The following is a 26076-nucleotide window of genomic DNA, read 5'->3' as shown; positions in this document are numbered from 1 at the left end:
TCCGTAGCGGACCATTCATTCCCTCGCGCGACCGACCGGATGGCCGGCCAGCCATTCAACTGCCCTGTCTCATCCCGGCGCCGCGATCCCTGCGAGCTTTCGCATGTGCCACGCAAGCGCCTGGTTCGAACTGAGCACCGGCGTCCCGAGCTCCGCTCTCAACCCCGGCAAGATCCCCTGCGTGCGCAGGTTGGTGCAGGACAGGAAAATCCCGTCCAGACGCGCCTGCCCCGCAAGGCTCCGCGCAGCCTCCGCGATAGAGGCCGGGTCGATCCGCGCCACCCGCGCTTCCGCTTCCTCGCCGAAAGAGAGCGTCGCGGGGACGGTGATCCCTTCAGCGACGAAGGCCGCCCGCAAAGGCTCCGCGACCGAAGCGACATAGGGCGAGACGATCCCCACCCGCTCCAGCCCCAGATCCGCAATCGCGGCCAACGCGGCGCTCAGCGGATCGGTCACATGCCGCGTCGTGACGCCCGCCATGACATTCGCCCGCACTTCGCCCGGCCCAATCAGCGCCGCGCCAGAGGTGCAGCCATAACCCACCACGTCGAACTTCGCCGCAGGTGGCAGCAGCGCCGCAGCACCGCTCAGAGCGCGCTGCATCTCGGCAATGCTCGACGGGGTCAGGTCGTCGCCGGAATGAACGCGCGTGACATGCATCCGCGCGTCGTCCGGCGGGATGTAGCGGCGGAACTCGTCCTCGATGGTCTCGTCCACGCGCAGCACGATCAGTCCCATCGTGGGCGTGGCGTCTTCGCGAAGACGATAGGGGAAATCGGCCATCAGCTCAGCTCCGGCAAGGTTTCGGGGGCGCGTGGCGAAAGCAGCTCCGCCCCGGTCGCGCGCAGGACGATGTTTTCCTCATGGACCAACAGGCGGCGCGGGCCCTGCGCAGGCTCGACCCACGCGCCGGGTTCCAGCGTCAGCACCATGCCCTCGCGCAGTTCGGTGTCGTCGCGCGGGGTGAAGGAGGGCCATTCGGTCAGCGTGATCCCCAGCCCGTGGCCCAGGCGTCCGCTGCCCGCCTCAATACCGCGCGCCGCCAGCCCCTCGACCAGCAGACGATGCGCATCATGCGCCCGCATCCCGGGCCGCAGCAGCGCCATCGCCGCCTCGGTCACCTCCCAGAGCGCGGCATGGGTGCGCCGCACCGGATCCGACGCCGGACCGACCGAGAAATTGCGATCGAAATCGCAGAAATACCCGTCGCGCACCGCGCCGGTATCCAGCATCAGCACATCGCCCGCTTGCAGCGGCGCGGGCCCGGCAGGCGAGATCACATCGTCATAGCCCGACGGTCCCGACGCCCCGGCGACATAGCTGACCCAATCGGCTCCTTCCTCCAGCAGCGCCGATTGGAAGGCGCGGAAGATACCGTCGAGCGGGTGCCCCTGCCCCGCGAATTCCGGCACCCGCGCGAAAGCGCGGCCCGCGATGGCGCAGGCCCTGCGGATCTTCTCGATCTCCGCCGCGCTCTTGATTTCACGCACCCGCTGGATCGCGGCGGTGCCGTCGATGAAGCGGCGCGGCGCGATACGCTCCCCAAGCCGCGTGAAATCCGCGAGCGGCATCCGCAGCTGCGTCTCCAACCCCATCGGCACGCCGATCCGCGCGCTCTCGGGCAGCAGATCGCAGAGCGTCTCGGCAAGCAGGCTCACGCCGTCATCCCTCGGATCGGGTGCATCCCATGACCGGATCTGCGTCATCCAGGTGCGGCCCATCAGTTCCGCCCCGATGGAGGGGATCACCGCGACCGGCGCACCGCTGGCCGGAACGATCACGAACCACGGGCGCGCGGGGCTCTCCCAGAACCGGGTCAGAAAGCCTGTGACGTAGAAGATATCCGCAGCTGCGGTCAGGAACAGCGCATCCAGCCCCCGTTCGCTCATCTCGGCCCGAAGGCGGCCGACGCGGGTGCGATACTCCTTGGCCGGAAAGATGAGCGAGCGCTCAGCCATCTTCGGGGCCTTCGCTGAGGATCGCGAGAACGCGCGTCTCCGGTCCCAGCGACAGCCCGGCAAGCAGAGCCGCCAGCCCGGCGCCGCCCGAAGGCGTCGTGGCCAGCCCGTGCGCGGCGAGGATATCGACGCCGGACTGCGCCTCGGCTTCGGTGATCGTGGCGAAGCGATCCGCATCGCGCGACAAACCCGCCAGCGCCACCATCGACGGTGTCTTGCAATCGAGCCGCCCCATCGCAGAGACCGGCCCTTGCGTGGTCACCAGATGGCCTGCGCGAATGCTCTCGACCAGCGCGGGGGCCGCATCGGGTTCGACCACGATGATCTGAGGCGCATCGCCCCAGACAAGCCGCGCATGAGCCGCGACGGCTGCCGCGAGACCACCAACGCCCGCCTGCAGCAGAATATGGGTGGGCGGCGCTTGGATCTGCGCGACGGCCTCCGCCGCAAGCTGGGTGTAACCCTCCATCACCCGCAGCGGCAGATCGACATAGCCCTCCCACGAGCTGTCCGACAAAAGCGTCCAGCCATTCTCGGCAGCCGCCTGCTCGGCGGCTTGCATGCTAGCCTCGTATTCCGCACCCGCCCGGACGACCTCCGCCCCGCGTGCCTCCAACCGCGCGGCGAAGGCCTCAGGCACGGTCTCGGCCAGATAGATGATCGCGCGGGCGCCGAATATCCGCGCTCCTGCCGCGACCGAGAGGCCATGATTGCCTGCGCTGGCCGCGACATAGGTCTCGCCGGCGAGAGCTGTCTGAAGATCGTCGCTCTCCGCTCGCGCCGCAGCCTCCCGGGCGATCGCATGGACCGCACCCAGCGCTTTGAAGCTGCCGAGCCCCATGCGCTCACGCTCGTCCTTGATCCAGACCTCACCGACCCCGGCAAGCCGCGCGATCTCGGGCGCCGCGCGCAGCGGGGTCTCGTGATGTGCCGGACAGCGCGCAAGCAGACTGGCCACGCCCGACGCATCGGCAATTGGCATGACGCCGTCCGGGTCGAGCCCGTCGCCGCGCCAAGGGTTCTCTATAGTGATCGGCATGTCTGACCCTCGCTGCGATGGAACCAAGCCCATAAGGCAACGAGACGTGGACGCACGCAATGGCCTTTTCGGAAAGACCATTGCGCGACATCGTGAGGCGCGTCAGTCCGCCTCTTTCACCGCCGAGAGGAATTGCTGCGTGCGCTCTTTCTGCGGATTGCCGAACAAATCGTCGGGGGCGCCCTGCTCTTCGATCTTGCCGTCGTAGAAGAAGCAGACCCGATCCGAGATGTCCTTCGCGAAGCCCATCTGGTGCGTCACCATCAGCATCGTCAGATTGTGCTTCTCCACCAGCGAGCGGATCACGTTCGTCACCTCGCCGATCACCTCCGGGTCGAGCGCGGAGGTCACCTCGTCGAACAGCATCACCTTGGGCCGCATTGCCAGCGCGCGTGCGATCGCGACGCGCTGCTGTTGACCGCCCGAGAGCCGCGAGGGGTGCTGGTCGCGCTTGTCGGACATGCCCACAAGCTCCAGCAGTTCCTCGGCCCGTTCGCGCGCCTCGGCCTTCTTCATGCCCAGCACCTGCACCGGGCCTTCCATGCAATTCTCCAGCGCGGTCATGTGCGGGAAAAGGTTGAAATGCTGGAAACACATGCCGATCTGGCTGCGCGCCTTGCGCAGATACTTGCGGTCCGCGGGCACCAGCTTCCCGTTCTTCTCCATATGGGTCAGCGGCTTGCCGTCCACGTAGATCACGCCCTCGTTGATCGTCTCGAGCGTCATCAGCATCCGCAGCACGGTCGTCTTGCCCGAGCCGGAGGGGCCGATGATCGTGACCATTTCCCCCTCGGCCACATCGAGATCGAGCTGGTCGAGCACCACCAGATCGCCATAGCGCTTGGTGACTTTCAGGAACCGCACCATCGGCACGTCGTCGCCCGTCAGTTCGAGCGGATAGTTCGAAAGATCTTCCATCATTTCAATCCGAGTTTACGCCGCACGCGATCCTCGAAGACGCGGATCAGGGCAGCGGTGGGAAGCGAGATGGCGAGGAAGATAACCCCCACCAGCGTATAGGGTTCGAGATAGCGATAGCTCGACGAGCCGATCGCGTTCGCTGTGTGCATCAGTTCGGCCACCCCGATCACCGAGAGCATCGGCGTGTCCTTGAAGATCCCCACGAGGTAGTTGCCCATCCCCGCCAGCGCGGGCGGGATGGCCTGTGGGATCACGATCCGCCAATAGGTATCGCGGGTCGACATGTTCAGCGCGGTGCAAGCCTCCCATTGGCCCTTCGGCACCGCGTCGAGACCGCCGCGATAGACCTCCGACAGGTAGGCCGAATAGTGCAGACCGATCGCGATCATGCCCGCCGTCCACGGCCCCAGCTTCAGGCCGAATTGCGGACCGACGTAATAGACGAAGAAGATCTGCAGGATCAGCGGGGTCGAGCGGATGAACTCGATGAATTCGCGAACGACCTTGGTCAGCGCCCAGTAGGGCGTCCGCTGCGCCAGCGCGAAGACCATGCCCAGCACAACCGCGATCGCATAGCCCAGACCCGCCGCCATCAGCGTGTTGAGCGTCGCATGCATCAGCTTGGGCAGGATTTCCCAAGTGAATTCCCAGTTCCAGTTGAACCCCATGGATCAGGCCCTCCCCAGCTTGCGCCGCATGACCAGCTCGAGCCAGCGCATGAACGGCGTCACGATGAAGCGCGCGAAGATGTAGTACACGATCAGTGCCGTCCCGAAGGTCTGCGCCGAGAGGAAGGTCGAGCCATTGATCTGCTTCGCCTCGAACATCAGGTCCGACACGGAGATCAGCGCGACCAGCGCGGTGTTCTTCAGCAGTTCGATCAGCAGGTTGCCCCACGGCGGCAGCATGTTGACGAACGCCTGCGGCAGGATGATCCGCCACATCCGCTTCATCGGGCTCATCGACAGCGCATAGGCCGCCTCCCATTGCCCTTTCGGCACGGATTGGATGCCGCCGCGCACCAGCTCGGCGCCGTATGCCCCGAGGTTCATCCCCACCGCGACGAAACCCGCGGTGAATTTCGGCAGCGTCAGTCCGAACAGCGGCAGCACGAAGAAGATCCAGTAGAGCTGGACCAGCAGCGAGGTGCCGCGGAAAATTTCGATATAAATGACGGCGATGCCCCGGATCAGCCCGTTGCGCGAGAGCTTCATCAGCCCTGCGACGAGCGCGATGACGATCGCCAGAGCGGAGGCCAGGAAGAACTGCCCCGCCGTTACGAGCGTGCCGTCCCAGAAGCGCGGCCCGTACTCTTTCAAGAATTCTATGTAGCTCATTCCCGTCCCGCCCCGGCGGTGAATGTCAAAATGGACGGGCCATGCACAGGCCCGTCCATGTCTTCAGCATTTGCGCTTAGCGCATCTTGCAGACTTCAGCCGAGGTCTTGTCGCCCGGCAGGTTGCCTTTCGAGTAGCCGTACTCGCCGACCGCTTTCATCATCGCGTCCGAACCGAGATACTTCTTCTGGGCTTCGTTGAACTTGTCGACGAAGTCCTGATCCGCTTTGCGGAAGCCGATGCCGACCCAGTTCTGGGTCCATTCAGGCAGCTGGCTCACGTCCGACACCTCGACCGCGCCGTCCGATTGATCGGCAAGGTTCTGCGCGGTGAAGTAGGTCACGCCACCTGCATCCGCGCGGCCCGCTTTCACGGCGGCGAGGATTTCGGTCGGGCCCGGCACGGTCATCACGTTGCTATCCGGGATACCGCCCTTCTTGGCGGACTCCACCTGGTTATAGCCCGCGCCCGTCACGAAGGTCGCGCCAGCCTTGGCGATCTGTTCGTAGTTGTTCAGGTTCTTCGGGTTGCCCTTGGGCACGATGAACGCATCGCCGACTTTCGCCATCGGCTCGGAGAAGGCGACGTTCTGGCAGCGCGAGTTGAGGATGTAGAGACCGCCGGTGACCATGTCGAAGCGGTTCGCGTTGAGGCCCGGGATCAACCCGCCCCAATCGGTCACGACGGGGGTGATGTTGTCATAGCCCATCTCGTGGAGCACCCCCAGAACATAGGCGTTGACGAAGCCCAGCGGCTTGTTGTTTTCGCCCGGATAGGCCCACGGAACTTCGTTCGCGAAGCCGATGCGGATCGGCTCGCCCGAATTGATACGGTCCATCAGGGGGCCAGCGAGTGCGGCGCTTGCGCTCAGCGCGATGCCGATGCCGGCGGCGGCGACAGATTTCAAGATCGATTTCATGCGTCTCTCCCGTTGGTTCTTGTTGACGGGAAGCCCAAGCCTCCCGCGATTGATGTACACAACACCTATGAGTTTCTCCGGAGTGTCAAGCAGATCGCATTGATTATACTGGGGCAAAAAGCAGATATCGTAGACCGATAAAGAGCTAAACGCATATGTTGTGCACCAATGCCGGAGCTTTGAGCATTGAACGCGCATGTGTGTGCGCCGGTTCCGCCGAAGGCCGTCGTTTCGTGCCGATTGCGCCGCCCGGCTCTCCGCAATATCTGCGGCTGAAACGCCCCATGGGGGAGGACGCGGCCAAGCGGATTGACCTGCGCGCCTCCGCCGCCGATCATGGCTTTGCGCGAACAGACGACAGAACTCTATGGACGACATCTCCATGATCCCCCGGCAAACCGATCCGGAGCGGCTCCGCGCCCGCGACCGCTACGATCTCATTCACGACGAAATTCGCAGCCGCATCTGCCTGCTCGATTACCCGCCGGGAATGCGCTTGTCAGAGACCGCGCTCGCGTCAGAATTCGGCATCTCGCGGACTCCGCTGCGTCGGGTGCTGGCGCGGCTCGAGGACGAGGGGATGCTGCGCTCCATGCATGGGGTCGGCACCTTCGTCACCGATGTTGATTACACCGAGCTTGGGCAGGTCTTCCGGCTGCGGCGCGAACTCGCTGTGCTGCAGACGAGCCTGGATCCGGTGCCGCCCAGCGCCGCGCTGATCGCGCGTTTCGTCACCTTTCAGGAGCGCGGCCGCGAACTGGTCGATGCACCCACCGCCCGGGCCTTCTCGGAGCTCGACCGCGATACCTTCCTCGCCTTGTTGGAGCTGACCGCGAATGCACCGCTCCGGACGATGTCGGCGGCACTGTATTTCCGCACGGCGCGGATCTGGCTGCAGCAGGTCACGGCTTCGCAGATCGACCTGATGCAGGAGATCGAGATCTACAACAACGAGCTGCGCGACATGCTGCGCGCGCTGCGGCTCGGCGATCTCGACGCGCTCGGCCATATGCGGCGCGGCCATATCTCGATGAGCTTCGCGCGGATGCCGGCATTGGTCAAAGCGTCCTGAAGGTTCGTCCCCCTTTCACTGCGACGTGACGCGGGCGAAGGAAACCGGGCAGACGGTCCGGGGTTCGGGTTCTGAAGGCCAGCCCGGCAGGACCGTCAATGCTGAAACGATTGCTCGAACGCCATCGCGCGCCCCATCGCCTGCCGGAGCTTCCGGGCCTTCGGCAAGTTCTGGCCACGACGGCGGGTAGCTTCCTCGGCATCGCCATCCTTGCCGGGCTCACCCGTCACGCCGGGGTCGACCTGCTGATGGCGCCCTTCGGCGCGACCTGTGTGCTGCTCTTCGCGACGCCCGACACGGCGCTCGCCCAACCGCGCAACGTCATCGGCGGGCATGTTCTCGCAAGCGCCATCGGGCTTGCGGCGCAGCACCTTGCCGATCCGCACGGGGCGATCGGTCTGGCAGCCGTGGTGACGATCGCCATCGTCGCGATGCAACTGACCCGCACAGTCCACGCACCCGCAGGGGCCGATCCGCTGGTCATCCTTCTCAAGGGCCACACGCTCGGCTGGAGCTTTCTTCTGACGCCGGTGCTGACGGGCGCAGTGATCCTCGTGCTTCTGGCCTACCTCGTGAACAATGCGCGCAACACCGAGAAATGGCCCCGCTACTGGATCTGAGCGGCGCGAGAGCACACGAACGCACACGGTTTTTTCAAGGAACTGGGGGGCGGCGCGTCCGTTCGATCCCTGAGAGGGGCGCGATATATCTCCGGGGCGACGCCCGGAAAACCGTCAAAGGACAGGCATTGCATGACCGAACGCACCGATCCCGATTCCGGCACATCCTCGAAGACCCAGCCCGACCCGAACAGCCCGCCGCTACGCTTTCTGGAGGGCCGACGCGGCTATCTCCCGATTGCCGATTACGCGGTGATCGGGGATACGCGCACGGCGGCGCTGGTGGCCCGGGACGGCGCGATCGACTGGTTCTGCGGGCCGGATTTCGACGGCGACCCGCTCTTCGGGCGACTGCTCGACCAGTTTCGCGGCGGGACCTTCTATGTCGGTCCGGTGCCGGATCCAGATCGTCAGACGACCGCCCGACGCGTCTATGAAGATTATGGCCCGATCCTGACCACCACCCACGCGTCCGAGGCGGGCGGCCTCAAGGTCACCGACTTCATGAACCTGCCGGACTCGCTCGAAGAGGCGGCGAGCTTCGGGCGCTCGGTCGTGCGTCTTTTCGAAGCCACCGAAGGCGCGGCAGACGTCGAAATCTGCATCGCCCCGCGCTGCAACTACGCGCTGAGCACACCCGAGTTCATCCGGCGCGGCCCGGGCAGCTGGCAGTTTACCCAAGACGGTGACATCATCCTGATCGACAGCTCGATAGAACTGGAGATCGAAGGCTCCGGCCGGTTGAACGGGCGCGGTACCCTCGCCACCGGGGAACGCGGCTATGTTACCCTCACCGTCACGCAAGGCGGGCACGGCCATGTCGGCGGAATGCAGGCGGCGCAAGAGGCGCTCGCCGCAACTCGTGAGGCTTGGCGCAAGCGGCAGTCCAAGACGGATTTCGGCGACGGGCCTTTCTCCGGAGCTCTCAAACGCTCGCTACTGGCGCTGCAGCTTCTGATCCACGCCCCCACCGGCGCAGTGATCGCCTCGCCGACGATGGGGCTGCCGGAAGTGATCGGCGGCATCCGCAATTACGACTACCGCTATTGCTGGCTTCGCGACGCCTATTTCGTGCTGCACGCTTTTCTCGATCAGGGCCTCACCGACGAGGCCGACGCCTTCTTCCGCTGGCTGATGGCAGCAACACGCGAAACGGCGCCGGAACTTGGGGCGCTCTACACGGTGCGGGGCGACAGCAACGTCTCGATCTCGAGCTTGCAGACTCTCGAGGGCTATCGCCGCTCGGCCCCGGTGCAGCTGGGTAACGGCGCGGCGACACAGCTGCAACTCGACGCCTATGGCTCGATGATCATGGCCGCGCGCGCCTATGTCGAGGCCGGCGGCGAGCTGCATCCGGGCGAAGGCATCCGGCTCGCGAATTTCGCCGATGTCGTGGTCTCGCAATGGACACGGCCCGATAACGGAATCTGGGAAATGCCCAATCCGCGCCGACACCACACTTATTCCAAGGCGATGTGCTGGGGCGCGCTGGATGGGGTGATCTCGCTGGCCGAGAACGGCGTGATCAATGCCGACACGCGGCTGTGGAAGGCGGAGCGCGCCGCGATCGAAGCCCTGATCCGGGAAGAGGCCTGGAACGAGGAGATCGGCGCTTTCACCGGTGCGATCGGCGAGGATTGGCTCGATTCAAGCGTTTTGCTGATGCCGCGTATCGGGGTGATCCCCGCAGACGACCCGAAGATGGCGGCGACCTACACCGCCATCCGTGAGCGGCTTGGCACGGGCGTTCATCTGCGGCGCTACGACGCGCAGGAAGACGGGATGCCCGGCATCGAGGGCCATTTCAACGTCTGCGGGTTCTGGGCCGCCGACTACCTCGTGAGGGCCGGGCGGCTTGATGACGCGCGGAGCCAGATCGAGGGGATGCTGAAGGCCACGACCGATCTCGGACTGATGTCGGAAGAGCACGACCCGGAGAGCGGCGCCCAGCTTGGCAACTTCCCGCAAGGGCTGTCCCATGCCGGGATGATCGCGGCGATTACCGCATATCGGGGCGCGGTGAAGGACTGATCTCGCTGCCACCTACACGAGAACAAAAACGCGCGCCACCGGGGCGCGCGTTTCTCGTTTCCTTGTCGCGACCGTCAGGCCCGCTGACGGGAGACCGCGAAGATCGCTCCCAGCATCAGCCCGGCGACGAGCGCCGCGCCGCCGCCCGCGACAAGCCGCGAGCCGCCATGCTCGGACAGCGCCATCGCGGGGGAACTGTCGCTCGCCTCGTCGGAGAAGCGCCCCCGCGCTGCCCAGTCACCGTCGACGCTGTCATAGAGATTGTCGGCCCGATCAGGATCGGCTGCCTCGCCCGTCTGCTGCCCGGACACCGCCGTGCGCGCGAGGTAGAGATCGCCCAGTTCCGGCGCGAGCTTCTCCGACAGGATAGCCTTCACCGCCGAGAAGCTCAGCCAGTATTCCCGCTTCGGATGGTAGGCCGCGTGATGGATGCCGTCGGCGATCAGCTCCGGCTCGAAGACCGGCGCGACCGGGCGCGGGCGGTTCGGCAGCTTGCTGCGGGCCCAGTCGAATTGCGGCGTATTGACCGCCGGCAGATGGCAGACGGTGATCTTCACGTCGGAATTCTCGTGGATCAGCTCGGTGCGCAGGCTGTCGGTGAAGCCCACGATGGCCGCCTTCGCCGCGCAATAGGCCGACTGCAGCGGCACCGCACGATAGGCGAGCGCCGAGCCAGTCTGCACAATCGTGCCCCAGCCCTGCTGGCGGAACCGCTTCAGCGCAGAGAGCGTGCCGTTGACCGTGCCGAGATAAGTCACTTCGGTCACGCGGCGATACTCTTCCGGGGTCATCTGCGACACCGGCGAGAGTACCGTCACCATCGCGACGTTGATCCAGACGTCGATCGGACCGAAGGCATTTTCAGCGGCGACCGCCGCGGCCTCGACCGCATCGGCATCTGCGACGTCGAGCGGCTGCACGAGCGCCTCGCCGCCCTTCTCGCGAATTTCCTGCGCCGCCGTCTCGAGCCGCGCCTTGTTGCGGGCTATCAGGGTGATGCGGTTGCCCTTGGCAGCGAAGCGGCGAGCGACGGCGCGCCCCACGCCCGCGGATGCGCCGGTAATCACGATATTCGTCATGTGCGGCTCCTTCGTTGTGAACGGTTTCGTCAGTCTGTCTCAGAGGAAGAACCGGCACGGGCGAGATCGGGTTGCAGGAGCGCGACTTCACATTCTGGTGCGTTGCGGCGGGCATCGCCTGCTCAAAGGCACATGCGGCAAAGGAAAAGGCGACCCCGTCTGCCGGGGCCGCCTTTCTCGAGAAATAGCTTTGAACGGGCCGTTACGCCGCGAGCGTCTCCGTCGAGGAGAAGAACATCGCCTGGCTGACCGCCGACTGCACCTGGCTCTCGGTGTAGGGCTTGGTGATCAGGAAGGCCGGTTCGGGCCGCTCGCCGGTCAGCAGGCGCTCCGGGAAGGCGGTGATGAAGACCACGGGCAATTCGTTGCCGAACTGCGCGAGAATGTCGTTCACCGCATCGATCCCCGAGGAATTGTCCGCCAGCTGGATGTCGGCGAGGATCAGGTCCGGTTTGTCGGTCGCGGCAAGCTCCACAGCCTCGGTGCGGGTGCGGGCGATGCCGGTGATCTGGTGGCCCATATCCTCGACGATGGCGCGAATATCCATTGCGATGATCGCTTCGTCTTCGATGATCATCACTTTACCCGCGACGGACGTTTCCATCTCGCGGATCGCGATGTCGATCAGTTCTTTCGCCTCTTCGGCATCGACCTGCATGATCGTGCCGATTTCCTCGATGCGGAACCCTTCGATCGAATGCAGCAGAAGCGCCTCACGGGTGTTCGGCGTCAGCGTCGACATGTGGTCCTGCGCGCGGGCCGAAAGCCGGTTGTCCGGCTCCCCCAGCGGCGCCCCCGCGGAGGCCCATACCAAGTGGAAGGCGTGGAACAATGCGAGCTTCGGATCGTTGTTCTCGAAAGGCGACGTATCTTCGAGTATGGCCTCGAGCGTAGCCGCGGCGTAACGGTCGCCGCTGTCCTGGCTGCCGGTAAGCGCTCGGGCATAACGCCGTAAATACGGCAGGTTGGCTCCGATGGTGCCGGCGATGTCTTCGGACATGAAAACCCCCTTTTGCGTTTTTTCGGGAACCAAACTCTCTGGCCCCGCGTTCGGTTCCGTGCAAAATGAGTGGGATCGAAACCGGATGTATAGTGATATGGCAGACGAAAAGCCTAAGTCCAGTATCAGGGACCAGATCAATCAAAACCTGAAGAAGGTTTACGAGGAGGCGCTTCAGGAAGAAGTGCCGGATCGGTTCAAGGATTTGCTGGCGCAACTCAAGGCGAAGGAGGGCGGAAAATGACTTCGCCCTCCAACACCAATTCGTCCAAAGCCAATGCCTCCAGCGAAGCCCGCGATCCGCGTGAGGAGCTGCCCGATCACCTCGGGGCCCTGCGTGCCTTCGCGCTGTCGCTGACCCGGAACTCGGCCTCGGCCGACGACCTCGTGCAGGACACGATCGTCAAGGCGTGGTCGAATATCGAAAAGTTCGAACGCGGCACCAATCTGCGCGCATGGCTCTTCACGATCCTGCGCAACACCTTCTATTCGGACCGTCGCAAGCGCAAGCGCGAGGTCGCTGACCCTGAAGGGATTCACGCCGCATCGCTCTATGAGAAACCTGCGCATGACGGACGTCTCGCGATGAATGATTTCGTCGAGGCCTTCGATCAGCTCAGCCCGGAACATCGCGAGGTGCTGACCCTCGTCGGCGCATCTGGCTTCTCTTACGAAGAAGCTGCCGGCATGATGGGCGTCGCCGTGGGCACGGTGAAAAGCCGCGCCAACCGCGCACGCGCCCGGCTTGCGGAAATGCTCGGGCTCGAGGAAGGTGAAGATATCCTGTCCGGCACGGATCGAAATTCCCTCGCCGTGATGGGCAAATCCGGAGTTGCCGCCGCATGAATTCGGAAGCCGCGAAAGCGGCAGACGACGAGCACTACAGTGATCACGCCCCGTTCCGAGCCAGGAAACGGGGCGTCATTCCGTTTTTCGACGGGCTTGGCGTGCGCCTCGCCTTCATGTTGGCAGTTGCTCTCTTCCCTCTGCTGATCATCGCCGTGCTGCAATCGACCTCGGTCGTGCGCGAAGCGCAGGCGCGGTCCGAAGCCGCCCTCATGGGCGAGACGATGCGCGCCGTCGCCGGTGAGACGCGGGTGATCCAGCACGCGCAGGACGCCGCGCGCGTCCTCGCCAGCACGGTCCAGCCGCTCGTGGGCAATGCCGAGGCCTGCTCGAACTGGATGCGGCAGATCTCAGGGGCCTTTCCGGAGTTCTCGCTCGTCTCCTTCATCCCAGACAGCGGCAAGATGACCTGCTCGAATTCGGGCAAGAGTTACGACTTCAAGAACCAGGACGTCTTCGAGAAGATGCTGACTGCGGACCGCACCAGCTTCTACGTCAACCGCGATGCGCCGGTGTCGGGCACCTCCGTGCTCGGCGTGGCCCATCCGGTCTACAACGCGGCGGGCGATCATATCGGGATCATCGCGATCTCGATGAGCCACTCCTCGCTCTCGCTGGCCAAGGATGGACCGAAGCTCGCCGATGACCGGCCGCTGGTGATCATGACCTTCGACCGCGAAGGCACGATCCTGACCTCCTCGGACGGGCTATCGAACACCCAGTCGCACCTGCCGGTGGACCGCTCTCTGAAACTGCTGGCGGGCAATGGCGCGGTGACTTTCTCGGGGGACTCCAATCTCGGAATAGAACGGGTCTATTCCGTCGTCGAACTGGTGCCCAACCAGCTCTACGCGCTTGGCAGCTGGCCCGCACAGGCGGCCTCGGCGCTTAGTCCCTTCGCTGATATTTCGCCTGTGCTGTTCCCGGCCCTGATGTGGATGGCGAGCCTGCTGGTCGCCTACTTCGCAATGCAGAAGCTGGTGATCGGGCATGTCCGCAAACTGTCTAGCGCGATCTCCAGCTTCGCCACCGGCAGCCGGATCGTGGGCAATCTCAACCTGTCGACCGCACCGTCGGAAATCCGCGACCTCGCCGAGGCCTATGACCGGATGACAGAAACCATCCTGCATGACGAGGCCGAGCTCGAGGACATGGTGCACCACAAGGAAGTGCTGCTCCGCGAGGTCCACCATCGGGTGAAGAACAACCTCCAACTCATCGCCTCGATCATCAACATGCAGATGCGGCAGGCGCGCACGCCCGAAGCCAAGGGGCTTATGAAATCGCTCCAGGAGCGGGTCATCTCGCTCGCCACGATCCACCGCGGACTCTACCAGACCTCAGGCCTCACCGACATTCAGGCGCAGGAACTGCTGCCCGACATCGTGCGCCAGATCACCCGGCTCGCGACCGGGCCGGGCCGCCATATCGCGGTCGATTGCAATATCGACGACATCCACCTGACCCCCGATCAGGCTGTGCCCCTCTCGCTTCTGCTGACCGAAGCGATGACAAACGCGATGAAATACGCCTCTGCCCGCGACGGCAAACCGCAGCTCGACATCTCGCTGCGCAGGCTCGAAGGGATGCAGGCGCGGCTCTGCGTGCGCAATACCGTCGATAGGGACGCCCCGCCGCTGGAGGCCGTCGAAGGCACCGGGCTCGGTTCGCAACTGCTGAACGCCTTCGTGCAGCAGCTGGGCGGCTCGATCGAGATCCAGACCGACGAAGACGAGTATATGCTCAGCGCCGCGTTCGCACTGCGCCCCCTCGTCGAGAGCGAATTGCGTCACGAAGAACGCTTGAAATCCGAGACGCCCGAAACAGTTTCTGATGAGAGCCATTGAATGAGATACCAGCCGCGGCGACCACAGGTCACCCTCGCGGCCGTTCAACCCAACGAGCCGCATGGAACGTCTTAAACAAGCCGGAGTTCACGCCGAGAGCCGCGTAAAGCTGCTTTTGACCGCAGCAGAGGCCTATCCCGTGCTCGAGGATGCCTTTCTCGACGCGCGTCATTCCATTCATTGCTCATTCCGCGTCTTCGACCTCAACACCACACTGAAATCCGACCGCGGGCGCGCGATCGGCAAGACGTGGTTCGACCTGATCATTCACATGCTGAAGCGCGGCGTGAGGATACAGATCGACCTGACCGATTTCGACCCCTGCGCAAAGCCGAATCTTCACCGGATGACATGGTCGTCGATCCGCATGTTCTGCGCCGCGCGCGAACTGGCGGGCGGTCCCAAGGCGAAGCTGAAATTGCGTGCGCTGATGCACCCGGCGCAATCGGGCATCGTGCCGCGCACGATCTTCTGGCCCTATGTCTATCACAAGCTCGGGCAGCACACGTCGTGGCTCAACGACATGGACGAGGCCAAGCGGCTGACCGCGATGCGCGACATGCCGGGTCTGCGGGAATATCTCGAGGCCGGATCGGATTGCAAAATCCGCCGCAAGTTCGTCGCGACGCCGCCGAAGCTGTTCCCGGCGACACACCACCAGAAGCTCGCCGTGTTCGACGACAAGAAGCTCTATATCGGCGGGCTGGATCTCGACAACCGGCGCTTCGACACCCCCGTGCACGAGCGCGACGGCGAGATGACATGGCACGATGTGCAGCTCATGATGACCGGCCCCGTCGTCGCCGAGGCGAAGGCCCATCTCGAGAGCTTCCACGAAAGCTGCTCCGGCGAAAACCGCGCCAAACCGCCGCGCCGCCTGCTGCGCACCCTGTCGCAGCGGCGCAAATTCGCGACCTTCCGCATCGGGCCGAAGTTCTATCGGACCGAGATCGAGAACGCGCATGAGATGCTGATCGCGCGGGCGCAGAAGCTGATCTATCTCGAGAGTCAGTTCTTCCGCTCGCGCACTCTGGCGCACCACCTGGCCCGGGCGGCGCGGGAGAACCCCAATCTCAACCTGATCCTGATCCTGCCCGCCGCGCCCGAAACGCTGATGCTGGCCGATCGCCCGACCAGCGACGTGCGCTATGGCGAATATCTTCAGGTGCGCGCGCTGGATACGCTCCGCGAAGCCTTCGGCAATCGTCTGTTCATCGGCTGCCCGGCAGAGCCCTGCCTTGCCGACCCCGGTGATGAGGGGGCGCTGCGCACCGGCGGCGCGCCGCTGATTTACGTCCATGCGAAGGTCTCGATTTTCGACGAGGACGCCGCGCTGATCACCTCCGCCAATCTCAATGCGCGGTCGCTGCATTGGGACAGCGAGGCGGGTGTCTATCTGCGCCGCAACGACGGCATCCCGGCCATGCGTCGCCGCCTGATGCGCCATTGGCTGCCGCCCGCGCCCGAAGAGGCCTTCTTCGACCCGACGCGGGCAGTCTCTGCCTGGGCGGAGCTGGCCCGCGCGAATGCCACGAAAGCCCCCGAGGACCGCGAGGGCTTCGTGCTCCCCTATGACGTGGAGGCCGCGCGCAAGATCGCGCGCAAACTGCCGTTCATTCCGGAAGAAATGGTCTGATCCGTCGCTGCGACCCGCCGGTTCAGTCGGCTTCGAGCTTCTGCTCCGGCTCGGATTTCGGGTCGGGCAAGCTGTTCGTCAGCACCAGCGCCCAGAGCAGCAGCGGGATCGCCACGATCCCGCCCAGCGGCCCCCAGAGCCAGATCCCGAAGGTCAGCGACAGGAACACCAGAAGCGGATTGAGGCGCATCTGCCGCCCGATCGCGGCAGGGGTCACGAACTGGGCTTCGGTCGCGTTCAGCACGATATAGATCAGCGGCGGCAGGATCACGCGCACCCCGTCGAACGTGGCCACGCCTGCGAATCCTAGCGCGATGATGAGCGCCGCGGGGCCGAGATAAAGGATGTAGTTGATGAGGAAGGCCACAAGCCCCCAAAGCGGCGCGTTCGGGAGCCCGATCAGCTGCATCGCGACGCCCACCGCCAGCCCGAGACCGCCATTGACCACCGTGATCGTGAGGAAGTAGCGCGACACCCGTGTCTCCGCCTTGCGCAACCGTGCAGCCGTAGCGCCGCGGCTCGAAGGCTCCGCGAGGTGCTTCGCGATCCAGTTGTAGATTTCGCCGCGCGAAAGCTGGAAGAAGAACAGCGCCCCGACATAGATCAGCGCCTGTGCGATGATGGACGGCGCCAGCATCACGAGATCCTTGGCATCCGGCACGGCGCTCTTGTCGCCATTGCCGCCGCCATCCTTGGCGCCATCCGTCGCCGGCGTGATCGCGTCGCTGACCTCTTTCGAGGCGTCCTGGATGCCTTGGAACATGTGGCGCATATGAATGATGGTGGAGCGCATGTCGTCCATCACCTTCGGCGCCTGTCGCATCAGTTCGGAGACGACCGGCTGGATCACGAGGACCAGCAGCACGGCGATCATCAGCGATATCACGAGCGAGGTAAGCGCCCCCCAGACAGGCGACAGACCTCTTTTCTCCCATGCATCGGAAATCGGTGAAAGCACGATCCCCACGACGAGCGCGAGCACGACGGGCGCGAGTAGGCTTTCCACCTGGCTCAGCGCAGCCACGACAGCGATTACAGCGATCACGATCATGGCGATGCGCGACAGGGTCTCCAGGCGATGCATTTCGAGAATTACTTCCCTCTTGGTTTCGCGATCCAACGCCGTCGGACGATAGCGGGTTCCCTGTTTTTGTGCTGCCGTACAGAGGAACATCGCTCCCGGCGAAACGTTGATGAAAGACGCCTGAACCCGCGTCTTCATCTTGAAAGGAGCGACGCCATGAATTGGGATCAAATAAAAGGCAACTGGAACGAAATGAAGGGCAAGGCCCGCGAGAACTGGGGCGAATTGACCGACGACGAACTTCAGGAAGCCGCAGGTCATCGCGAGCAGATGGTCGGCCTGATCCAGAAGAAATACGGTAAGACCAAGGAAGACGCCGAGCGCGAAGTCGACACCTGGTCCAGCTCGATCTGATCTTCAGAAACAGACCCTGTTTCAGCGTAAAACATGCAAACCGGCGCCGTAGAGATCGCGGCGCCGGTTTTCTTTTGGGTGTCGGTCTCGCATCCCCACCGATAACCGCGCAAAGAAAAAGGCCGGGCGCGATGCCCGGCCTTTCTGCATACTGCCCCACTGTTCAGTGGGTGGCCTTCGAACTCGACGACGACGCGCTGCCCCCGCCGGTCGAGCCGGCGCCGGACGAGCCGGAACCAGTCGACGAGGTGCTCGACGAAGAGGACGAAGAATGGTTCGCCTTCACCTTCTCGGCCGCTTCGTGGGTCTTCGCCTCGGCCTTGGACGCCACATCCTCGGCTTTTGCCCGCGCGGCATCCTTGGCTTCTTGGGCCCCGGCGCGGACCTCGTCTTCGCCTTTCTGCAGCGACTGACCGACATCGCGCAGCGCGCGATTGGCTTCCTCCGCCAACTGGCGCGAGAGGCGGTCGATCAGCTGCTCTCCGGCAGCCATCGCCTGATCGCCGAAATCGCGTGCGGCGCTGCGCGCCTCGTCACCGGCCGAGCTCATCACCGAGCGGGCGGTCCGCTTCAGTTCATCGGTGAACTGGTCGGCCACCTTGCCCGCACGACGCTTCTCGTCGCGGTACAGACGCTCTGCCTCGTTGAACAGGCGGTTGGCGCGCGGCCCGAAGCTGCGACGGCTGACATTGACGTCCGGCTTGGGCACCGCGTTGAAGATCGCGGCCCCGACGGCGAAGCCGATGGCGGCAGCGATCAGCGGGTGATCCTTGACCATCTGCTTGCTGGTCGACCCGGCATGGGTCGCCCCGTCCTGCAGGCGAATCCGGGCGGAATAGGCTCTTTCGCGAGCCCGCACCACGCGATCGCGCGCATCCTCGTTGAGGTCGCTCAGACCCGAGGACAGCGTGTTGCGCAGGTCGCTCGCGAATTTCTGCATCACCTCGGAGCGCTCCTTGACGAAGTCGCGCGCCTTGTCGGTCGAGCTGCGCTGCTCGGCTTCGAGATCTTCGAGACGGACCGAGGCGTCATGGCGCAGCGTATCGATCTCGTCGATCCAGCCGTCGGCACCCGCGTCGCTCGGCATCACGAGCGGATCGGCATCGGCCACCAAATCTTCTTCCTCGATGCTCTCCGAGTTGCGCTGGCGCAGCAGGAACCATGCGATACCGGCGCCGGCGAGGGCGAAGGCCACCGGATTCTTGCGCACGGCCTGTTCGGCGCTGCGGGCGGCAGGCGCGGCGTAATCGCGCACGGCCTGCGACACCTGCTCGGAGAGGTAATCCGGCGCGATACGCGCGGTCAGATCGCCGAGCGTCGATGCGAGATCGGCGCGGTCTTGGCGCAGTCGGTTCTCGATGTCCTGAATGGTTCTCTTCTCGGTCATTTGAAGCTCTCCTTTAGCGCCTGCGCGTCAGCAGACAGGTTTTCCTTGAGACGGGTGGGCGGGCTCGACACTTTGCGCAGCTTCGACGCGGCGATCAGCGCCGCGAGGATGGCGAGAATCAGTAGCACCGCGCCGACGATCAGCGTCGCGGGGCCCCGATCGAGGCCGGCCCATTCCAGCCCGTAGATGGCGGATTGCGTCAGGGGGAAGATCGCGCCGAGGGCGAAAACCAGGGCGACCCCACCGAGAATCGCGGCATTGCGTGCCAGACCAGCCCGGTGGGCCGCTTCAGCGCGCACCAATTCCGCTTCGGTCCGTGCGATCTCGCGCGTTTGCTCGATCACGCGGTTCAGCAAATCGCTCACCGTCCCGCGGCCCTCGTGGCCGTCAGAATTCTCGGTATCGTGGTAATTCATCGACCTCTCCCAAACATGTCGCGACTTCTCGCCGCGATTTCTGTGGTTCCAACGCGGGTTGCGGAATGCGGTTCCGTGACGGCCGCTGCCTCCACCACCCCCGATTTCGTCATTTCGAAGCGCGCGGCCCGGCCACCAGCCAGATCAGGAAACCGATCAGAGGCAGGAAGAAGACAAGAAGCGCCCAGAGCACTTTCTTCCCGGTGCTGGAATTCGACCCGATGATCGAAACGAGCGCCCAGATATCGAGTGCCAGCAGGACGATACCCCAAAAGCCACCGAGGCCAGTCATATTCATTTCCATGTCGCCATCTCCCTTTTTCGTGAACTCATGAATCGCGCCCCAAACGCCGGAAAGCGTTGGATGTTCCTCGGAATCACTGACCCAGGGTAATGGAACTTTCGTGAAATGCGCACGTTTGGATGCCATGAAGGCGCAGCACTCAGCGCTAATGTACGCAACATCCGAAGGAGAATACCCATGCTTGGTTGGGCTCTGACTTTTCTCGTTATTGCGCTGATTGCCGCAGCGCTCGGTTTTGGCGGCATCGCAGGCGCATCTGCCGGGATCGCACAGATCCTCTTCGTGGTTTTCCTGATCCTGTTCGTGGTGGCCATGGTCGCCCGTGCGGTAAAAGGCAAACCGCCGGTGTAAGTGCGAAGACGCTAGGAATATTTCAGGCCGCTCCCACCGGGGGCGGCCTTTTTCATGCGCCGGGCGCCGCGCTCGCGCGCGCCTGCGCCAGCATCGCGTCGAGATTGTCGGCGATGACGCGGGATATCTGCGCGGTTTCCGATTCGCCGATTTCCGTCCAGCCCATCTTTCGGCGCACGATTTCCGCGCCGAGCCGGCCATAGAGGACCTGACCACTCATCGCAAAAACCCTGAGCGCTGCGTCAGCGAGGCCCCGAAAAAGCAAGCCGCACGGGCGACCCATGCGGCTTGGCTTCACGTGACTCGTAGGAAGCTTTGTCCCGATCAGAAGGGATCCGATCAGAACGGGAACGTCACCCGACGGGTCAGCATCAGCGAGACCGAGCTCTGTTCGCGCGAGCCCTGCTGCACGATCGGGCTGTTCGCCGCATCGCCCTGCAGGCGGTCGTAGTTCAGCTTGCCTTCCACCGCCCAATTATTGCCGAGCTGATAGGTCGCCGACAGTTCCAGACCGGTCGAGACGAGGCCGCCATCGGGCGAATAGGCTGCCAGACCGCTCGCCGTCGACTCCGACGGGCTGATGCCGAAATAGGTGCGGTTGTAGAGCCCGGAGCCATAGAAGATGCGCGGGCCGATGCTCAGCTTGAAATTGTCGGTCTTGATCGGCTTCCAATCGGCGCCGATTTCCGCGACGACGGCGTTATGCCCGACCACGCCGTAGCGCATATCCGCGAAAGCGCCCCATTGCGGCGCCTGGTAGCCAAGCCCGAGACCCAGTTCGAGGGAGGTGTCGACATCGTCGAGACCCGCGATTTCGGAATAATCGCTGGAATTGCGCCCGCCGACGAGCCGGAAGGAGCCATGCACGTTCGGGCCCAGCTTTTCGTAATTCGGATCGTCCGAGCCGAAACGCATCCCCTGCAGCGTGAAGCTGTTGAGCTTCACCTTCGCGGTGGGCTTGGTGTCGTAGTGATCCGCGCCGAAATAGGACGGCGCATAGCGCGCGCCCGCACCGATGGTGAAGGTCACGCCACTTTCTGCCTGCGCGCTCGCCGCGGTGCAGACAGCAGCGACCGCGATGGCGGCGCTTGCGGAAAGTTGGCGGATGACTTTTGCCATGGTGGCGCTCCCGAAAAAATGTCCCGATTTGTGCGAACACTGCCAATTGACGGCGAAAAACGCAATCGGCCGGCGCAGATTGCTGCCGATTAGCGGCGCTTATACCACGGCTGGGCGATTTCCTCGATGCCTGTCGGCTGATCCTGCTCCAGTTCACGCCAGACCGTGCCGTCGACCGGGGCGATGGTCGCATCGCGGCCTTGGGTGAAACTCTGGTCGCGCACGATCATCCGGTAGGCTGCGTTCAGCGCATCGGCACGCTCCGGCGAAGGCAGGATCAGCGGGCCGACATCCTCGGCCAGGGCCGCCTCTTTCTCGGGCGGCAACTTGCCCGCTTTCAGCCACGCCTCGATCACTTCGGCATTGGCGCGGAACTCGTCCCCTGCCCCGTTGGTGCGCAGGTAATGGGCGTAATCGCCGCTGCCGTCGGCGCGCACCCGGTCGGGGGTGCCCGCGAGGCCCTTCTGCGTCCAGTGATACCAGCCGCCGCGATAGGCCTCCTTGCCCAGCTTGCGGGCGAAGGCAAAGGTGGAGTCGTCGTTCACGCCCAGCGTGCCGTGACAGCCGACGCAGAACACGGTCTCCTCGAAGCTCTGCGGGCGCAGATCGCCCGTCGCATCCTCGATGAAGCCCTGCAGCCGCCAGCCGAACGTGTTGGGCACGCCGGTCTCGGAACTGCCGAAGAACTGCTTGGTGCGATCCGGAAAGGCGTTGTCTTCCTTCAGCTCGGCCAACGCGGTCTCTTCCAGATCGGCATAGGTTTCCCAATCAGTCTTGACCATGTAGCGGAGCTCTTTCAGCCGCGCGGCCATCTGGATGCCCTCGAGGGTCGGGTCGATATAGCGCACGGAATGCACGAATTCGGTGCCCTCCGGGTAAAGCCCGGCGGCAAGCTCGGCGCCGTCCACGCCCGCGCGCCCCGCCCAATGCATCGTGATCCCGTCGAGCGGCGCGAAGGCGAATTTCACCACCTCCGCCTGCCCCATCTTACCGTCGCGGTCCAGATCGACGCCCATCGCGGCCTCATCTGTCGGCTCGATCGCGACATCGGCACGGGTGATGAGCGCCTGCACGATCGCGAGGTTGGTCTTGTAGGTGGCAATATCCTCGACCCCGTCGGCATTCTGACGGAACACCTCCGGCAGACGGATCATCACGTCGTCTGTCGAGCCGTTGGTCGGCCAGAACGTGCCGGGCAGCGGCTGATAGGCGAAGGCGCGCCAGCCGGTCAGGCTACCGTCGGGCCTGCGGTCAAAGCCCTCGTCGTCGAAGGCGAATTGCACGTCGGGGATATAGCCGTCCCACGCCCCGTTGCCGTTCACGTCCCAATCCGCGGGCGGATCGGCGAGCTTGGCGGCGAGGGCGATCCCGCCCGCCGCATCGTGATAATTGTCCTGCCGCACATAGGCGCGGATTTCCGCGCTGTTCGTCGCGGCCACCTCGGCGCGGCGATCCACGAAGAGGTTGCTCCAGGGGTTCTTCAGCGCCGGGCCCGGAAACGCATATTCGGTCTGCAGATCGGCATCGCGCACGTAATTCGGATGGCGCGGATAGGTGTGACAGGTCTGACAGGGGTTATGCACCGCGCCCGCCTTGTCTTCCGTCTTGGTATAGCATTGCGGAGGAATATAGGCCGTCGGATTGTCCAGCACCGTGGTCTTCAGATCGACCGCCCCCGCCATCGTGGTCATGCTCAACAGCGCCAGTATCGAAATCCGCAGCATCCGTCAGTCCTCGGTCTTGAAAGAAAGGCGAGGCCCGGGTTGCCGCCGGGCCTCGCCAGAAGTGTCTCGCGAGCGCCCGTTACTGGGTCTTCACGGTGTCATCCATTTGCGGGAACGGGCCGACATAGCCGACATAGGCACGCGCCTGCGCCGGGTCGGTCAGCTTGTCTTCGTCGCTCTCGCCGTAGGGGTGCTGGATCACCGCCATCAGGTAGCCGTGGCCGTTGACGTTCGGGTACCAGTAGGTGGAGGTGGTTTCCGAACCGTAGGGCGTCGACAGGATGCGGGTAAGCTCCTTGGTGTCGGTGTTCATTGCCCAGATCACGTCGTTCTGGTGGCCCGAGCCGGTGTCCTCACCGATGATCAGCGTGTTGTAGCCCGGCATGTAGGTGATGTTGTCCGGGTTCGCGATGCCGTCGATATCGCAGCTGTTGTTCTCGGTCTTCTTCGGCATGCCCGAGATGAAGCCCGAGATTTTCGTCGCGTCGTAGTTGTCGTCGAGCGACAGCGCGTAGACCGTGCCGCACTTGTTCTGCGGCAGGCGGATCGCGTTCATCCCGCCCATGTCCTGCTTGGCGCCATCTTCCATGCCTTTCTCGACCGAGGACATCGAGAGGTACATCTGGTGCTTGTCGGAGTCGTAGGTGATGCCTTCCATCTTCCGGAACTCGGTCGTGGCACCCTTCATCGAGGCGTAGCGACGGGTTTCCAGACGCGAGGCGATCGCATCCATACCGTCCTTGACCTTCAGGCACTCGGCATTGCCTTCGGCGTTCGCGGCCGAGAAGCCCGCCGGGCAGGAGCCGTCCTCACCGATTTCGGCGGTCTCGAAGAGGTCCGAGAACCGGGTGCCGGCTTCGATCGCCTTCTGGATCGTCGCATCGTCGGCATGGCCCAGATCGACCCATTCCAGATCGGCAGCGCCGCCATCCTGATCCGAGGTCTGGTTCCACTTGGCCGCGTAGAGCGTCCCGGCGCTCAGGTCGCCTGCGGTGTCGGCTTCAAAGCGGAACAGGCCGACATTGGTGCCGTCATCCGAGATATAGGCGGTTTTCTGGTCGGGCATGACATAGGCCAGCTCGACAGCAACGCGGCCCATCGCGAAATGCTTGTCAGCCTCGGCGGAGCCGTCTTCCGAGACGGTGATCTCGGTCGGGTAGCCGTAGCGATAGGGCTTGTAGGCGTCGCGGAACTGCTCGAGGCTCATGCCCTCGGGGTTCACGCCCGCATAGCGCACCATCGGGAAATCGTAATCGTCGATCTCGTCGAGCGAGGTCGCCGCTTCGATCGCGCGCGCATCGGCCGGATATTCTTCCGAACCCAGATGGGTTTCCCACGGCGTCACGGACCCCGCGCAGGGAACCCAGAGACCATGATATTCGGAGAAGTCGATCGGCTTGGTGGAGACCAGCTTCAGGTTGCCGTCCGCATCCTGGCTGACTTCGCTGAGATACATCGCACCGGGGCGCGACTCGAAATGCGTCACCGAGTAGAGCTTGTCGCCCTGACGGATGAGCGAGGTGAAATCGGCGGATTCGGAGATGTGCTCGGAGCCGTCGGCCGACTTGACCGGCTTGCCGTCCTTGTCGGTCAGCAGCGCGAAGGTGTTGTCACCGATCTTGTCGCCCGAGCGCGCCATCACGTGATAGCCGATCTTGTAGTCCTTGCCGTTGACGGTGACCGTGTCGGAGGCGATCGCCTCACGCTTGGCGGCGTCGTCCTTGGCGAAAGGAACGGACGAGAAGGAGATATCGCCGGCATGCGCCGCGAGCGGCAGCACGGCAATTGCGGTGGCTTGGAGGAGGGTGGTGCGAAGCGACATGGCTGATCCCTTGGCTAGTTGCGTTCACGACGCTCCTAACGGCGAAGTGATTCCCTTTTGTGACAATGTCGCGTTTGCGTGAACGGGCGCGCCGCCATTCGCCGGGGGCGCGCGGGGCGCCAGCAGCACCGGCGGCCCCTGCTCCAAAACAGACCCTATTCCACCCTGTTTTTTGCATTTCGCCTCCCCCTCGCCCTAGGCATGCCCCGCCCGCCCAACGCCAAGCGCCTGTGGCGCAACAGCTTTCAGCAAAGCGCGGGCCGCGCGTTGCGATCACGCGGGGCTTGCGCGATGGTGGGTGAAACGAGGAGTGGCGCGTGAGAGAAACGGCGAAATTCGCGGTCAGCCTGTTCGGGCGGCTTTTCGAGTCGAATATCACCCTCGTCTCGGCGGGGGTCGCCTTCTATTCCATGCTAGCGATCTTCCCCGGCATCTCCGCAACGATCGCATTGTGGAGCGCCTTTGCCGATCCGACGGTAATCCGCACCTATCTAAACGTGGCCGACGATTTCATACCGCCCGAAGCCTATGGGCTGCTCAACGAGCAGATCCAGAGTTGGCTGATCGGGCCGCGTGCATCAATCGGATTGGGCGTCGTGCTCTCGGCCGCCGTGACCCTGTTCTCCGCCCGCGCGGGCGTCGCGGCTTTGGTGCTTTCGCTCAACGTGATCCACGGCACGCGGCCCCGCGCGACGATCTGGAGCTTCATCATGGGCTACCTGATGACGATCGCGCTTGTCGGCGTGATGCTGGCCGCGATGGCAACGGTCGTCGTCGTGCCAATCGTCATCAATTTCCTGCCGTTCCACGAATATTCAAAGATCCTGCTCTCGGGCTTGCCCTGGGCGGCGATGCTTTTGCTGATGCTCACAGCGCTTGGCATCCTCTATCGCTACGGTCCCAATACGGTGGGCAAGCGCGATCCGATCCTGACGCTCGGCGCGGTGTTGGCAACGGCGCTCTGGGGGCTGAGTTCGATCGGGCTGACCTTCTACCTGTCGAATTTCGGCAATTACAACAAGATCTACGGCTCGATCGGGGCGGTGATCGCCTTGCTCATCTGGCTCTATCTGAGCGCTTTTTCGGTGCTGATGGGGGCTGCGCTGAACGCCGAACTCACCGCCTTCCGCAAGCGCCGCACGCAGGAAAAATTGCGCGACGCGATCGAAGGCGACGCCGAGCCCGGGGGCGAGTAGTCATGGGTTTCACT

Annotated in this window: 27 protein-coding genes; 10 read left to right on the top strand and 17 right to left on the bottom strand. The window is 64.0% G+C overall.

Annotation, left to right across the window (positions count from 1 at the left end):
• Nucleotides 1-69: 69 nt before the first annotated feature.
• The 7 genes from B6V73_RS11955 to ehuB all read right to left on the bottom strand — a co-directional run bounded on the left by B6V73_RS11955 (nucleotide 70) and on the right by ehuB (nucleotide 6174).
• Entirely contained in the window at nucleotides 70-783 is a 714-nt protein-coding gene (locus B6V73_RS11955; protein WP_088725347.1) for an aspartate/glutamate racemase family protein, read from the bottom strand.
• Nucleotides 783-1958, bottom strand: a complete 1176-nt coding sequence (locus B6V73_RS11950; RefSeq protein WP_088725346.1) for a Xaa-Pro peptidase family protein — start codon at nucleotides 1956-1958, stop codon at nucleotides 783-785. The genes B6V73_RS11955 and B6V73_RS11950 overlap by 1 nt, the downstream gene beginning before the upstream one ends.
• Nucleotides 1951-2997 (bottom strand): pyridoxal-phosphate dependent enzyme, encoded by a 1047-nt coding sequence (locus B6V73_RS11945; RefSeq protein WP_088725345.1) that lies wholly within the window; start codon nucleotides 2995-2997, stop codon nucleotides 1951-1953. Before B6V73_RS11945 ends, B6V73_RS11950 begins: the two co-directional genes overlap by 8 nt.
• Nucleotides 2998-3099: 102 nt before the next feature.
• Entirely contained in the window at nucleotides 3100-3915 is an 816-nt protein-coding gene (gene ehuA, locus B6V73_RS11940; protein WP_075776643.1) for an ectoine/hydroxyectoine ABC transporter ATP-binding protein EhuA, read from the bottom strand.
• Nucleotides 3915-4586 (bottom strand): ectoine/hydroxyectoine ABC transporter permease subunit EhuD, encoded by a 672-nt coding sequence (gene ehuD, locus B6V73_RS11935; RefSeq protein WP_075776644.1) that lies wholly within the window; start codon nucleotides 4584-4586, stop codon nucleotides 3915-3917. The genes ehuA and ehuD overlap by 1 nt, the downstream gene beginning before the upstream one ends.
• A gap of 3 nt (nucleotides 4587-4589) precedes the next feature.
• Nucleotides 4590-5255, bottom strand: coding sequence for an ectoine/hydroxyectoine ABC transporter permease subunit EhuC (gene ehuC / locus B6V73_RS11930; protein WP_088725344.1), 666 nt, complete (start codon nucleotides 5253-5255; stop codon nucleotides 4590-4592).
• A 76-nt stretch (nucleotides 5256-5331) separates the two neighbouring features.
• The gene (gene ehuB, locus B6V73_RS11925; RefSeq protein ID WP_075776646.1) at nucleotides 5332-6174 is read right to left on the bottom strand and encodes an ectoine/hydroxyectoine ABC transporter substrate-binding protein EhuB; all 843 of its coding nucleotides are present in this window, start codon (nucleotides 6172-6174) and stop codon (nucleotides 5332-5334) included.
• Nucleotides 6175-6541: 367 nt separating this feature from the next.
• Here ehuB and B6V73_RS11920 point away from each other — a divergent pair, with 367 nt between their 5' ends.
• The 3 genes from B6V73_RS11920 to B6V73_RS11910 all read left to right on the top strand — a co-directional run bounded on the left by B6V73_RS11920 (nucleotide 6542) and on the right by B6V73_RS11910 (nucleotide 9897).
• The gene (locus B6V73_RS11920) at nucleotides 6542-7246 is read left to right on the top strand and encodes a GntR family transcriptional regulator (protein WP_233243069.1); all 705 of its coding nucleotides are present in this window, start codon (nucleotides 6542-6544) and stop codon (nucleotides 7244-7246) included.
• Between the two features lie 98 nt (nucleotides 7247-7344).
• The gene (locus B6V73_RS11915) at nucleotides 7345-7866 is read left to right on the top strand and encodes an HPP family protein (RefSeq protein ID WP_088725343.1); all 522 of its coding nucleotides are present in this window, start codon (nucleotides 7345-7347) and stop codon (nucleotides 7864-7866) included.
• Between the two features lie 132 nt (nucleotides 7867-7998).
• Nucleotides 7999-9897, top strand: coding sequence for a glycoside hydrolase family 15 protein (locus B6V73_RS11910; protein ID WP_088725342.1), 1899 nt, complete (start codon nucleotides 7999-8001; stop codon nucleotides 9895-9897).
• 74 nt (nucleotides 9898-9971) lie between these two features.
• On the opposite strand, the gene B6V73_RS11905 is transcribed toward B6V73_RS11910, so the two are convergent.
• Entirely contained in the window at nucleotides 9972-10976 is a 1005-nt protein-coding gene (locus tag B6V73_RS11905) for an SDR family oxidoreductase (RefSeq protein ID WP_088725341.1), read from the bottom strand.
• Between the two features lie 202 nt (nucleotides 10977-11178).
• A complete protein-coding gene (locus B6V73_RS11900; protein ID WP_075776649.1) occupies nucleotides 11179-11976 on the bottom strand; it encodes a response regulator in 798 nt (265 codons plus the stop codon).
• A 97-nt stretch (nucleotides 11977-12073) separates the two neighbouring features.
• On the opposite strand from B6V73_RS11900, the gene B6V73_RS11895 reads away from it, so the two are divergent.
• From B6V73_RS11895 to B6V73_RS11880, 4 genes are all read left to right on the top strand, one after another.
• Nucleotides 12074-12220, top strand: a complete 147-nt coding sequence (locus B6V73_RS11895; protein ID WP_075776759.1) for a NepR family anti-sigma factor — start codon at nucleotides 12074-12076, stop codon at nucleotides 12218-12220.
• On the top strand, nucleotides 12217-12822 hold the full coding sequence (locus B6V73_RS11890) for an RNA polymerase sigma factor (RefSeq protein WP_075776650.1): 606 nt from the start codon (nucleotides 12217-12219) through the stop codon (nucleotides 12820-12822). Before B6V73_RS11895 ends, B6V73_RS11890 begins: the two co-directional genes overlap by 4 nt.
• Nucleotides 12819-14669, top strand: coding sequence for a sensor histidine kinase (locus B6V73_RS11885; RefSeq protein ID WP_077701063.1), 1851 nt, complete (start codon nucleotides 12819-12821; stop codon nucleotides 14667-14669). The genes B6V73_RS11890 and B6V73_RS11885 overlap by 4 nt, the downstream gene beginning before the upstream one ends.
• Nucleotides 14670-14730: 61 nt before the next feature.
• A complete protein-coding gene (locus B6V73_RS11880) occupies nucleotides 14731-16305 on the top strand; it encodes a phospholipase D-like domain-containing protein (RefSeq protein ID WP_088725340.1) in 1575 nt (524 codons plus the stop codon).
• A gap of 22 nt (nucleotides 16306-16327) precedes the next feature.
• On the opposite strand, the gene B6V73_RS11875 is transcribed toward B6V73_RS11880, so the two are convergent.
• Entirely contained in the window at nucleotides 16328-17389 is a 1062-nt protein-coding gene (locus B6V73_RS11875; RefSeq protein ID WP_158275111.1) for an AI-2E family transporter, read from the bottom strand.
• A 156-nt stretch (nucleotides 17390-17545) separates the two neighbouring features.
• Here B6V73_RS11875 and B6V73_RS11870 point away from each other — a divergent pair, with 156 nt between their 5' ends.
• Nucleotides 17546-17743: a CsbD family protein gene (locus B6V73_RS11870; protein WP_075776653.1), complete on the top strand. Its 198-nt coding sequence runs from the start codon at nucleotides 17546-17548 to the stop codon at nucleotides 17741-17743.
• Between the two features lie 163 nt (nucleotides 17744-17906).
• Here the strand turns inward: B6V73_RS11870 and B6V73_RS11865 are convergent, their stop codons facing one another.
• From B6V73_RS11865 to B6V73_RS11855, 3 genes are all read right to left on the bottom strand, one after another.
• Complete coding sequence (locus B6V73_RS11865; protein ID WP_088720001.1) at nucleotides 17907-19130, bottom strand: hypothetical protein; 1224 nt, start codon at nucleotides 19128-19130, stop codon at nucleotides 17907-17909.
• The gene (locus tag B6V73_RS11860; protein WP_088720000.1) at nucleotides 19127-19546 is read right to left on the bottom strand and encodes a phage holin family protein; all 420 of its coding nucleotides are present in this window, start codon (nucleotides 19544-19546) and stop codon (nucleotides 19127-19129) included. The genes B6V73_RS11865 and B6V73_RS11860 overlap by 4 nt, the downstream gene beginning before the upstream one ends.
• Nucleotides 19547-19655: 109 nt before the next feature.
• Complete coding sequence (locus B6V73_RS11855) at nucleotides 19656-19850, bottom strand: PLD nuclease N-terminal domain-containing protein (protein WP_088719999.1); 195 nt, start codon at nucleotides 19848-19850, stop codon at nucleotides 19656-19658.
• A 177-nt stretch (nucleotides 19851-20027) separates the two neighbouring features.
• On the opposite strand from B6V73_RS11855, the gene B6V73_RS11850 reads away from it, so the two are divergent.
• Nucleotides 20028-20201: a DUF1328 domain-containing protein gene (locus B6V73_RS11850; RefSeq protein ID WP_075776656.1), complete on the top strand. Its 174-nt coding sequence runs from the start codon at nucleotides 20028-20030 to the stop codon at nucleotides 20199-20201.
• 52 nt (nucleotides 20202-20253) lie between these two features.
• Here the strand turns inward: B6V73_RS11850 and B6V73_RS11845 are convergent, their stop codons facing one another.
• The 4 genes from B6V73_RS11845 to B6V73_RS11830 form a co-directional block, all read right to left on the bottom strand.
• On the bottom strand, nucleotides 20254-20484 hold the full coding sequence (locus B6V73_RS11845; RefSeq protein WP_088725338.1) for a CerR family C-terminal domain-containing protein: 231 nt from the start codon (nucleotides 20482-20484) through the stop codon (nucleotides 20254-20256).
• 56 nt (nucleotides 20485-20540) lie between these two features.
• The gene (locus B6V73_RS11840; protein ID WP_075776657.1) at nucleotides 20541-21320 is read right to left on the bottom strand and encodes a MipA/OmpV family protein; all 780 of its coding nucleotides are present in this window, start codon (nucleotides 21318-21320) and stop codon (nucleotides 20541-20543) included.
• A gap of 89 nt (nucleotides 21321-21409) precedes the next feature.
• Nucleotides 21410-23044, bottom strand: a complete 1635-nt coding sequence (locus B6V73_RS11835) for a hypothetical protein (protein WP_088725337.1) — start codon at nucleotides 23042-23044, stop codon at nucleotides 21410-21412.
• Between the two features lie 79 nt (nucleotides 23045-23123).
• A complete protein-coding gene (locus B6V73_RS11830) occupies nucleotides 23124-24866 on the bottom strand; it encodes an alkaline phosphatase PhoX (RefSeq protein WP_088725336.1) in 1743 nt (580 codons plus the stop codon).
• A gap of 317 nt (nucleotides 24867-25183) precedes the next feature.
• Between B6V73_RS11830 and B6V73_RS11825 the strand changes: the two genes are divergently transcribed.
• Nucleotides 25184-26062: a YihY/virulence factor BrkB family protein gene (locus B6V73_RS11825; protein WP_088723561.1), complete on the top strand. Its 879-nt coding sequence runs from the start codon at nucleotides 25184-25186 to the stop codon at nucleotides 26060-26062.
• Nucleotides 26063-26076: the final 14 nt, after the last annotated feature.

The sequence above is a fragment of the Thioclava sp. JM3 genome (assembly GCF_002213185.1).
Taxonomy (GTDB): domain Bacteria; phylum Pseudomonadota; class Alphaproteobacteria; order Rhodobacterales; family Rhodobacteraceae; genus Thioclava; species Thioclava nitratireducens.
The sequence above is the reverse complement of the archived record's forward strand: the minus strand, read 5'-3'. Positions and strand labels throughout refer to the sequence as shown.

Excerpts from the sequence above, each read along its gene's own strand:
- B6V73_RS11955 (WP_088725347.1), bottom strand. The coding sequence starts at position 783 with ATGGCCGATTTCCCCTATCGTCTTCGCGAAGACGCCACGCCCACGATG.
- B6V73_RS11950 (WP_088725346.1), bottom strand. The coding sequence starts at position 1,958 with ATGGCTGAGCGCTCGCTCATCTTTCCGGCCAAGGAGTATCGCACCCGC.
- B6V73_RS11945 (WP_088725345.1), bottom strand. The coding sequence starts at position 2,997 with ATGCCGATCACTATAGAGAACCCTTGGCGCGGCGACGGGCTCGACCCG.
- ehuA (WP_075776643.1), bottom strand. The coding sequence starts at position 3,915 with ATGGAAGATCTTTCGAACTATCCGCTCGAACTGACGGGCGACGACGTG.
- ehuD (WP_075776644.1), bottom strand. The coding sequence starts at position 4,586 with ATGGGGTTCAACTGGAACTGGGAATTCACTTGGGAAATCCTGCCCAAG.
- ehuC (WP_088725344.1), bottom strand. The coding sequence starts at position 5,255 with ATGAGCTACATAGAATTCTTGAAAGAGTACGGGCCGCGCTTCTGGGAC.
- ehuB (WP_075776646.1), bottom strand. The coding sequence starts at position 6,174 with ATGAAATCGATCTTGAAATCTGTCGCCGCCGCCGGCATCGGCATCGCG.
- B6V73_RS11920 (WP_233243069.1), top strand. The coding sequence starts at position 6,542 with ATGGACGACATCTCCATGATCCCCCGGCAAACCGATCCGGAGCGGCTC.
- B6V73_RS11915 (WP_088725343.1), top strand. The coding sequence starts at position 7,345 with ATGCTGAAACGATTGCTCGAACGCCATCGCGCGCCCCATCGCCTGCCG.
- B6V73_RS11910 (WP_088725342.1), top strand. The coding sequence starts at position 7,999 with ATGACCGAACGCACCGATCCCGATTCCGGCACATCCTCGAAGACCCAG.
- B6V73_RS11905 (WP_088725341.1), bottom strand. The coding sequence starts at position 10,976 with ATGACGAATATCGTGATTACCGGCGCATCCGCGGGCGTGGGGCGCGCC.
- B6V73_RS11900 (WP_075776649.1), bottom strand. The coding sequence starts at position 11,976 with ATGTCCGAAGACATCGCCGGCACCATCGGAGCCAACCTGCCGTATTTA.
- B6V73_RS11895 (WP_075776759.1), top strand. The coding sequence starts at position 12,074 with ATGGCAGACGAAAAGCCTAAGTCCAGTATCAGGGACCAGATCAATCAA.
- B6V73_RS11890 (WP_075776650.1), top strand. The coding sequence starts at position 12,217 with ATGACTTCGCCCTCCAACACCAATTCGTCCAAAGCCAATGCCTCCAGC.
- B6V73_RS11885 (WP_077701063.1), top strand. The coding sequence starts at position 12,819 with ATGAATTCGGAAGCCGCGAAAGCGGCAGACGACGAGCACTACAGTGAT.
- B6V73_RS11880 (WP_088725340.1), top strand. The coding sequence starts at position 14,731 with ATGGAACGTCTTAAACAAGCCGGAGTTCACGCCGAGAGCCGCGTAAAG.
- B6V73_RS11875 (WP_158275111.1), bottom strand. The coding sequence starts at position 17,389 with ATGCATCGCCTGGAGACCCTGTCGCGCATCGCCATGATCGTGATCGCT.
- B6V73_RS11870 (WP_075776653.1), top strand. The coding sequence starts at position 17,546 with ATGAATTGGGATCAAATAAAAGGCAACTGGAACGAAATGAAGGGCAAG.
- B6V73_RS11865 (WP_088720001.1), bottom strand. The coding sequence starts at position 19,130 with ATGACCGAGAAGAGAACCATTCAGGACATCGAGAACCGACTGCGCCAA.
- B6V73_RS11860 (WP_088720000.1), bottom strand. The coding sequence starts at position 19,546 with ATGAATTACCACGATACCGAGAATTCTGACGGCCACGAGGGCCGCGGG.
- B6V73_RS11855 (WP_088719999.1), bottom strand. The coding sequence starts at position 19,850 with ATGGAAATGAATATGACTGGCCTCGGTGGCTTTTGGGGTATCGTCCTG.
- B6V73_RS11850 (WP_075776656.1), top strand. The coding sequence starts at position 20,028 with ATGCTTGGTTGGGCTCTGACTTTTCTCGTTATTGCGCTGATTGCCGCA.
- B6V73_RS11845 (WP_088725338.1), bottom strand. The coding sequence starts at position 20,484 with ATGGGTCGCCCGTGCGGCTTGCTTTTTCGGGGCCTCGCTGACGCAGCG.
- B6V73_RS11840 (WP_075776657.1), bottom strand. The coding sequence starts at position 21,320 with ATGGCAAAAGTCATCCGCCAACTTTCCGCAAGCGCCGCCATCGCGGTC.
- B6V73_RS11835 (WP_088725337.1), bottom strand. The coding sequence starts at position 23,044 with ATGCTGCGGATTTCGATACTGGCGCTGTTGAGCATGACCACGATGGCG.
- B6V73_RS11830 (WP_088725336.1), bottom strand. The coding sequence starts at position 24,866 with ATGTCGCTTCGCACCACCCTCCTCCAAGCCACCGCAATTGCCGTGCTG.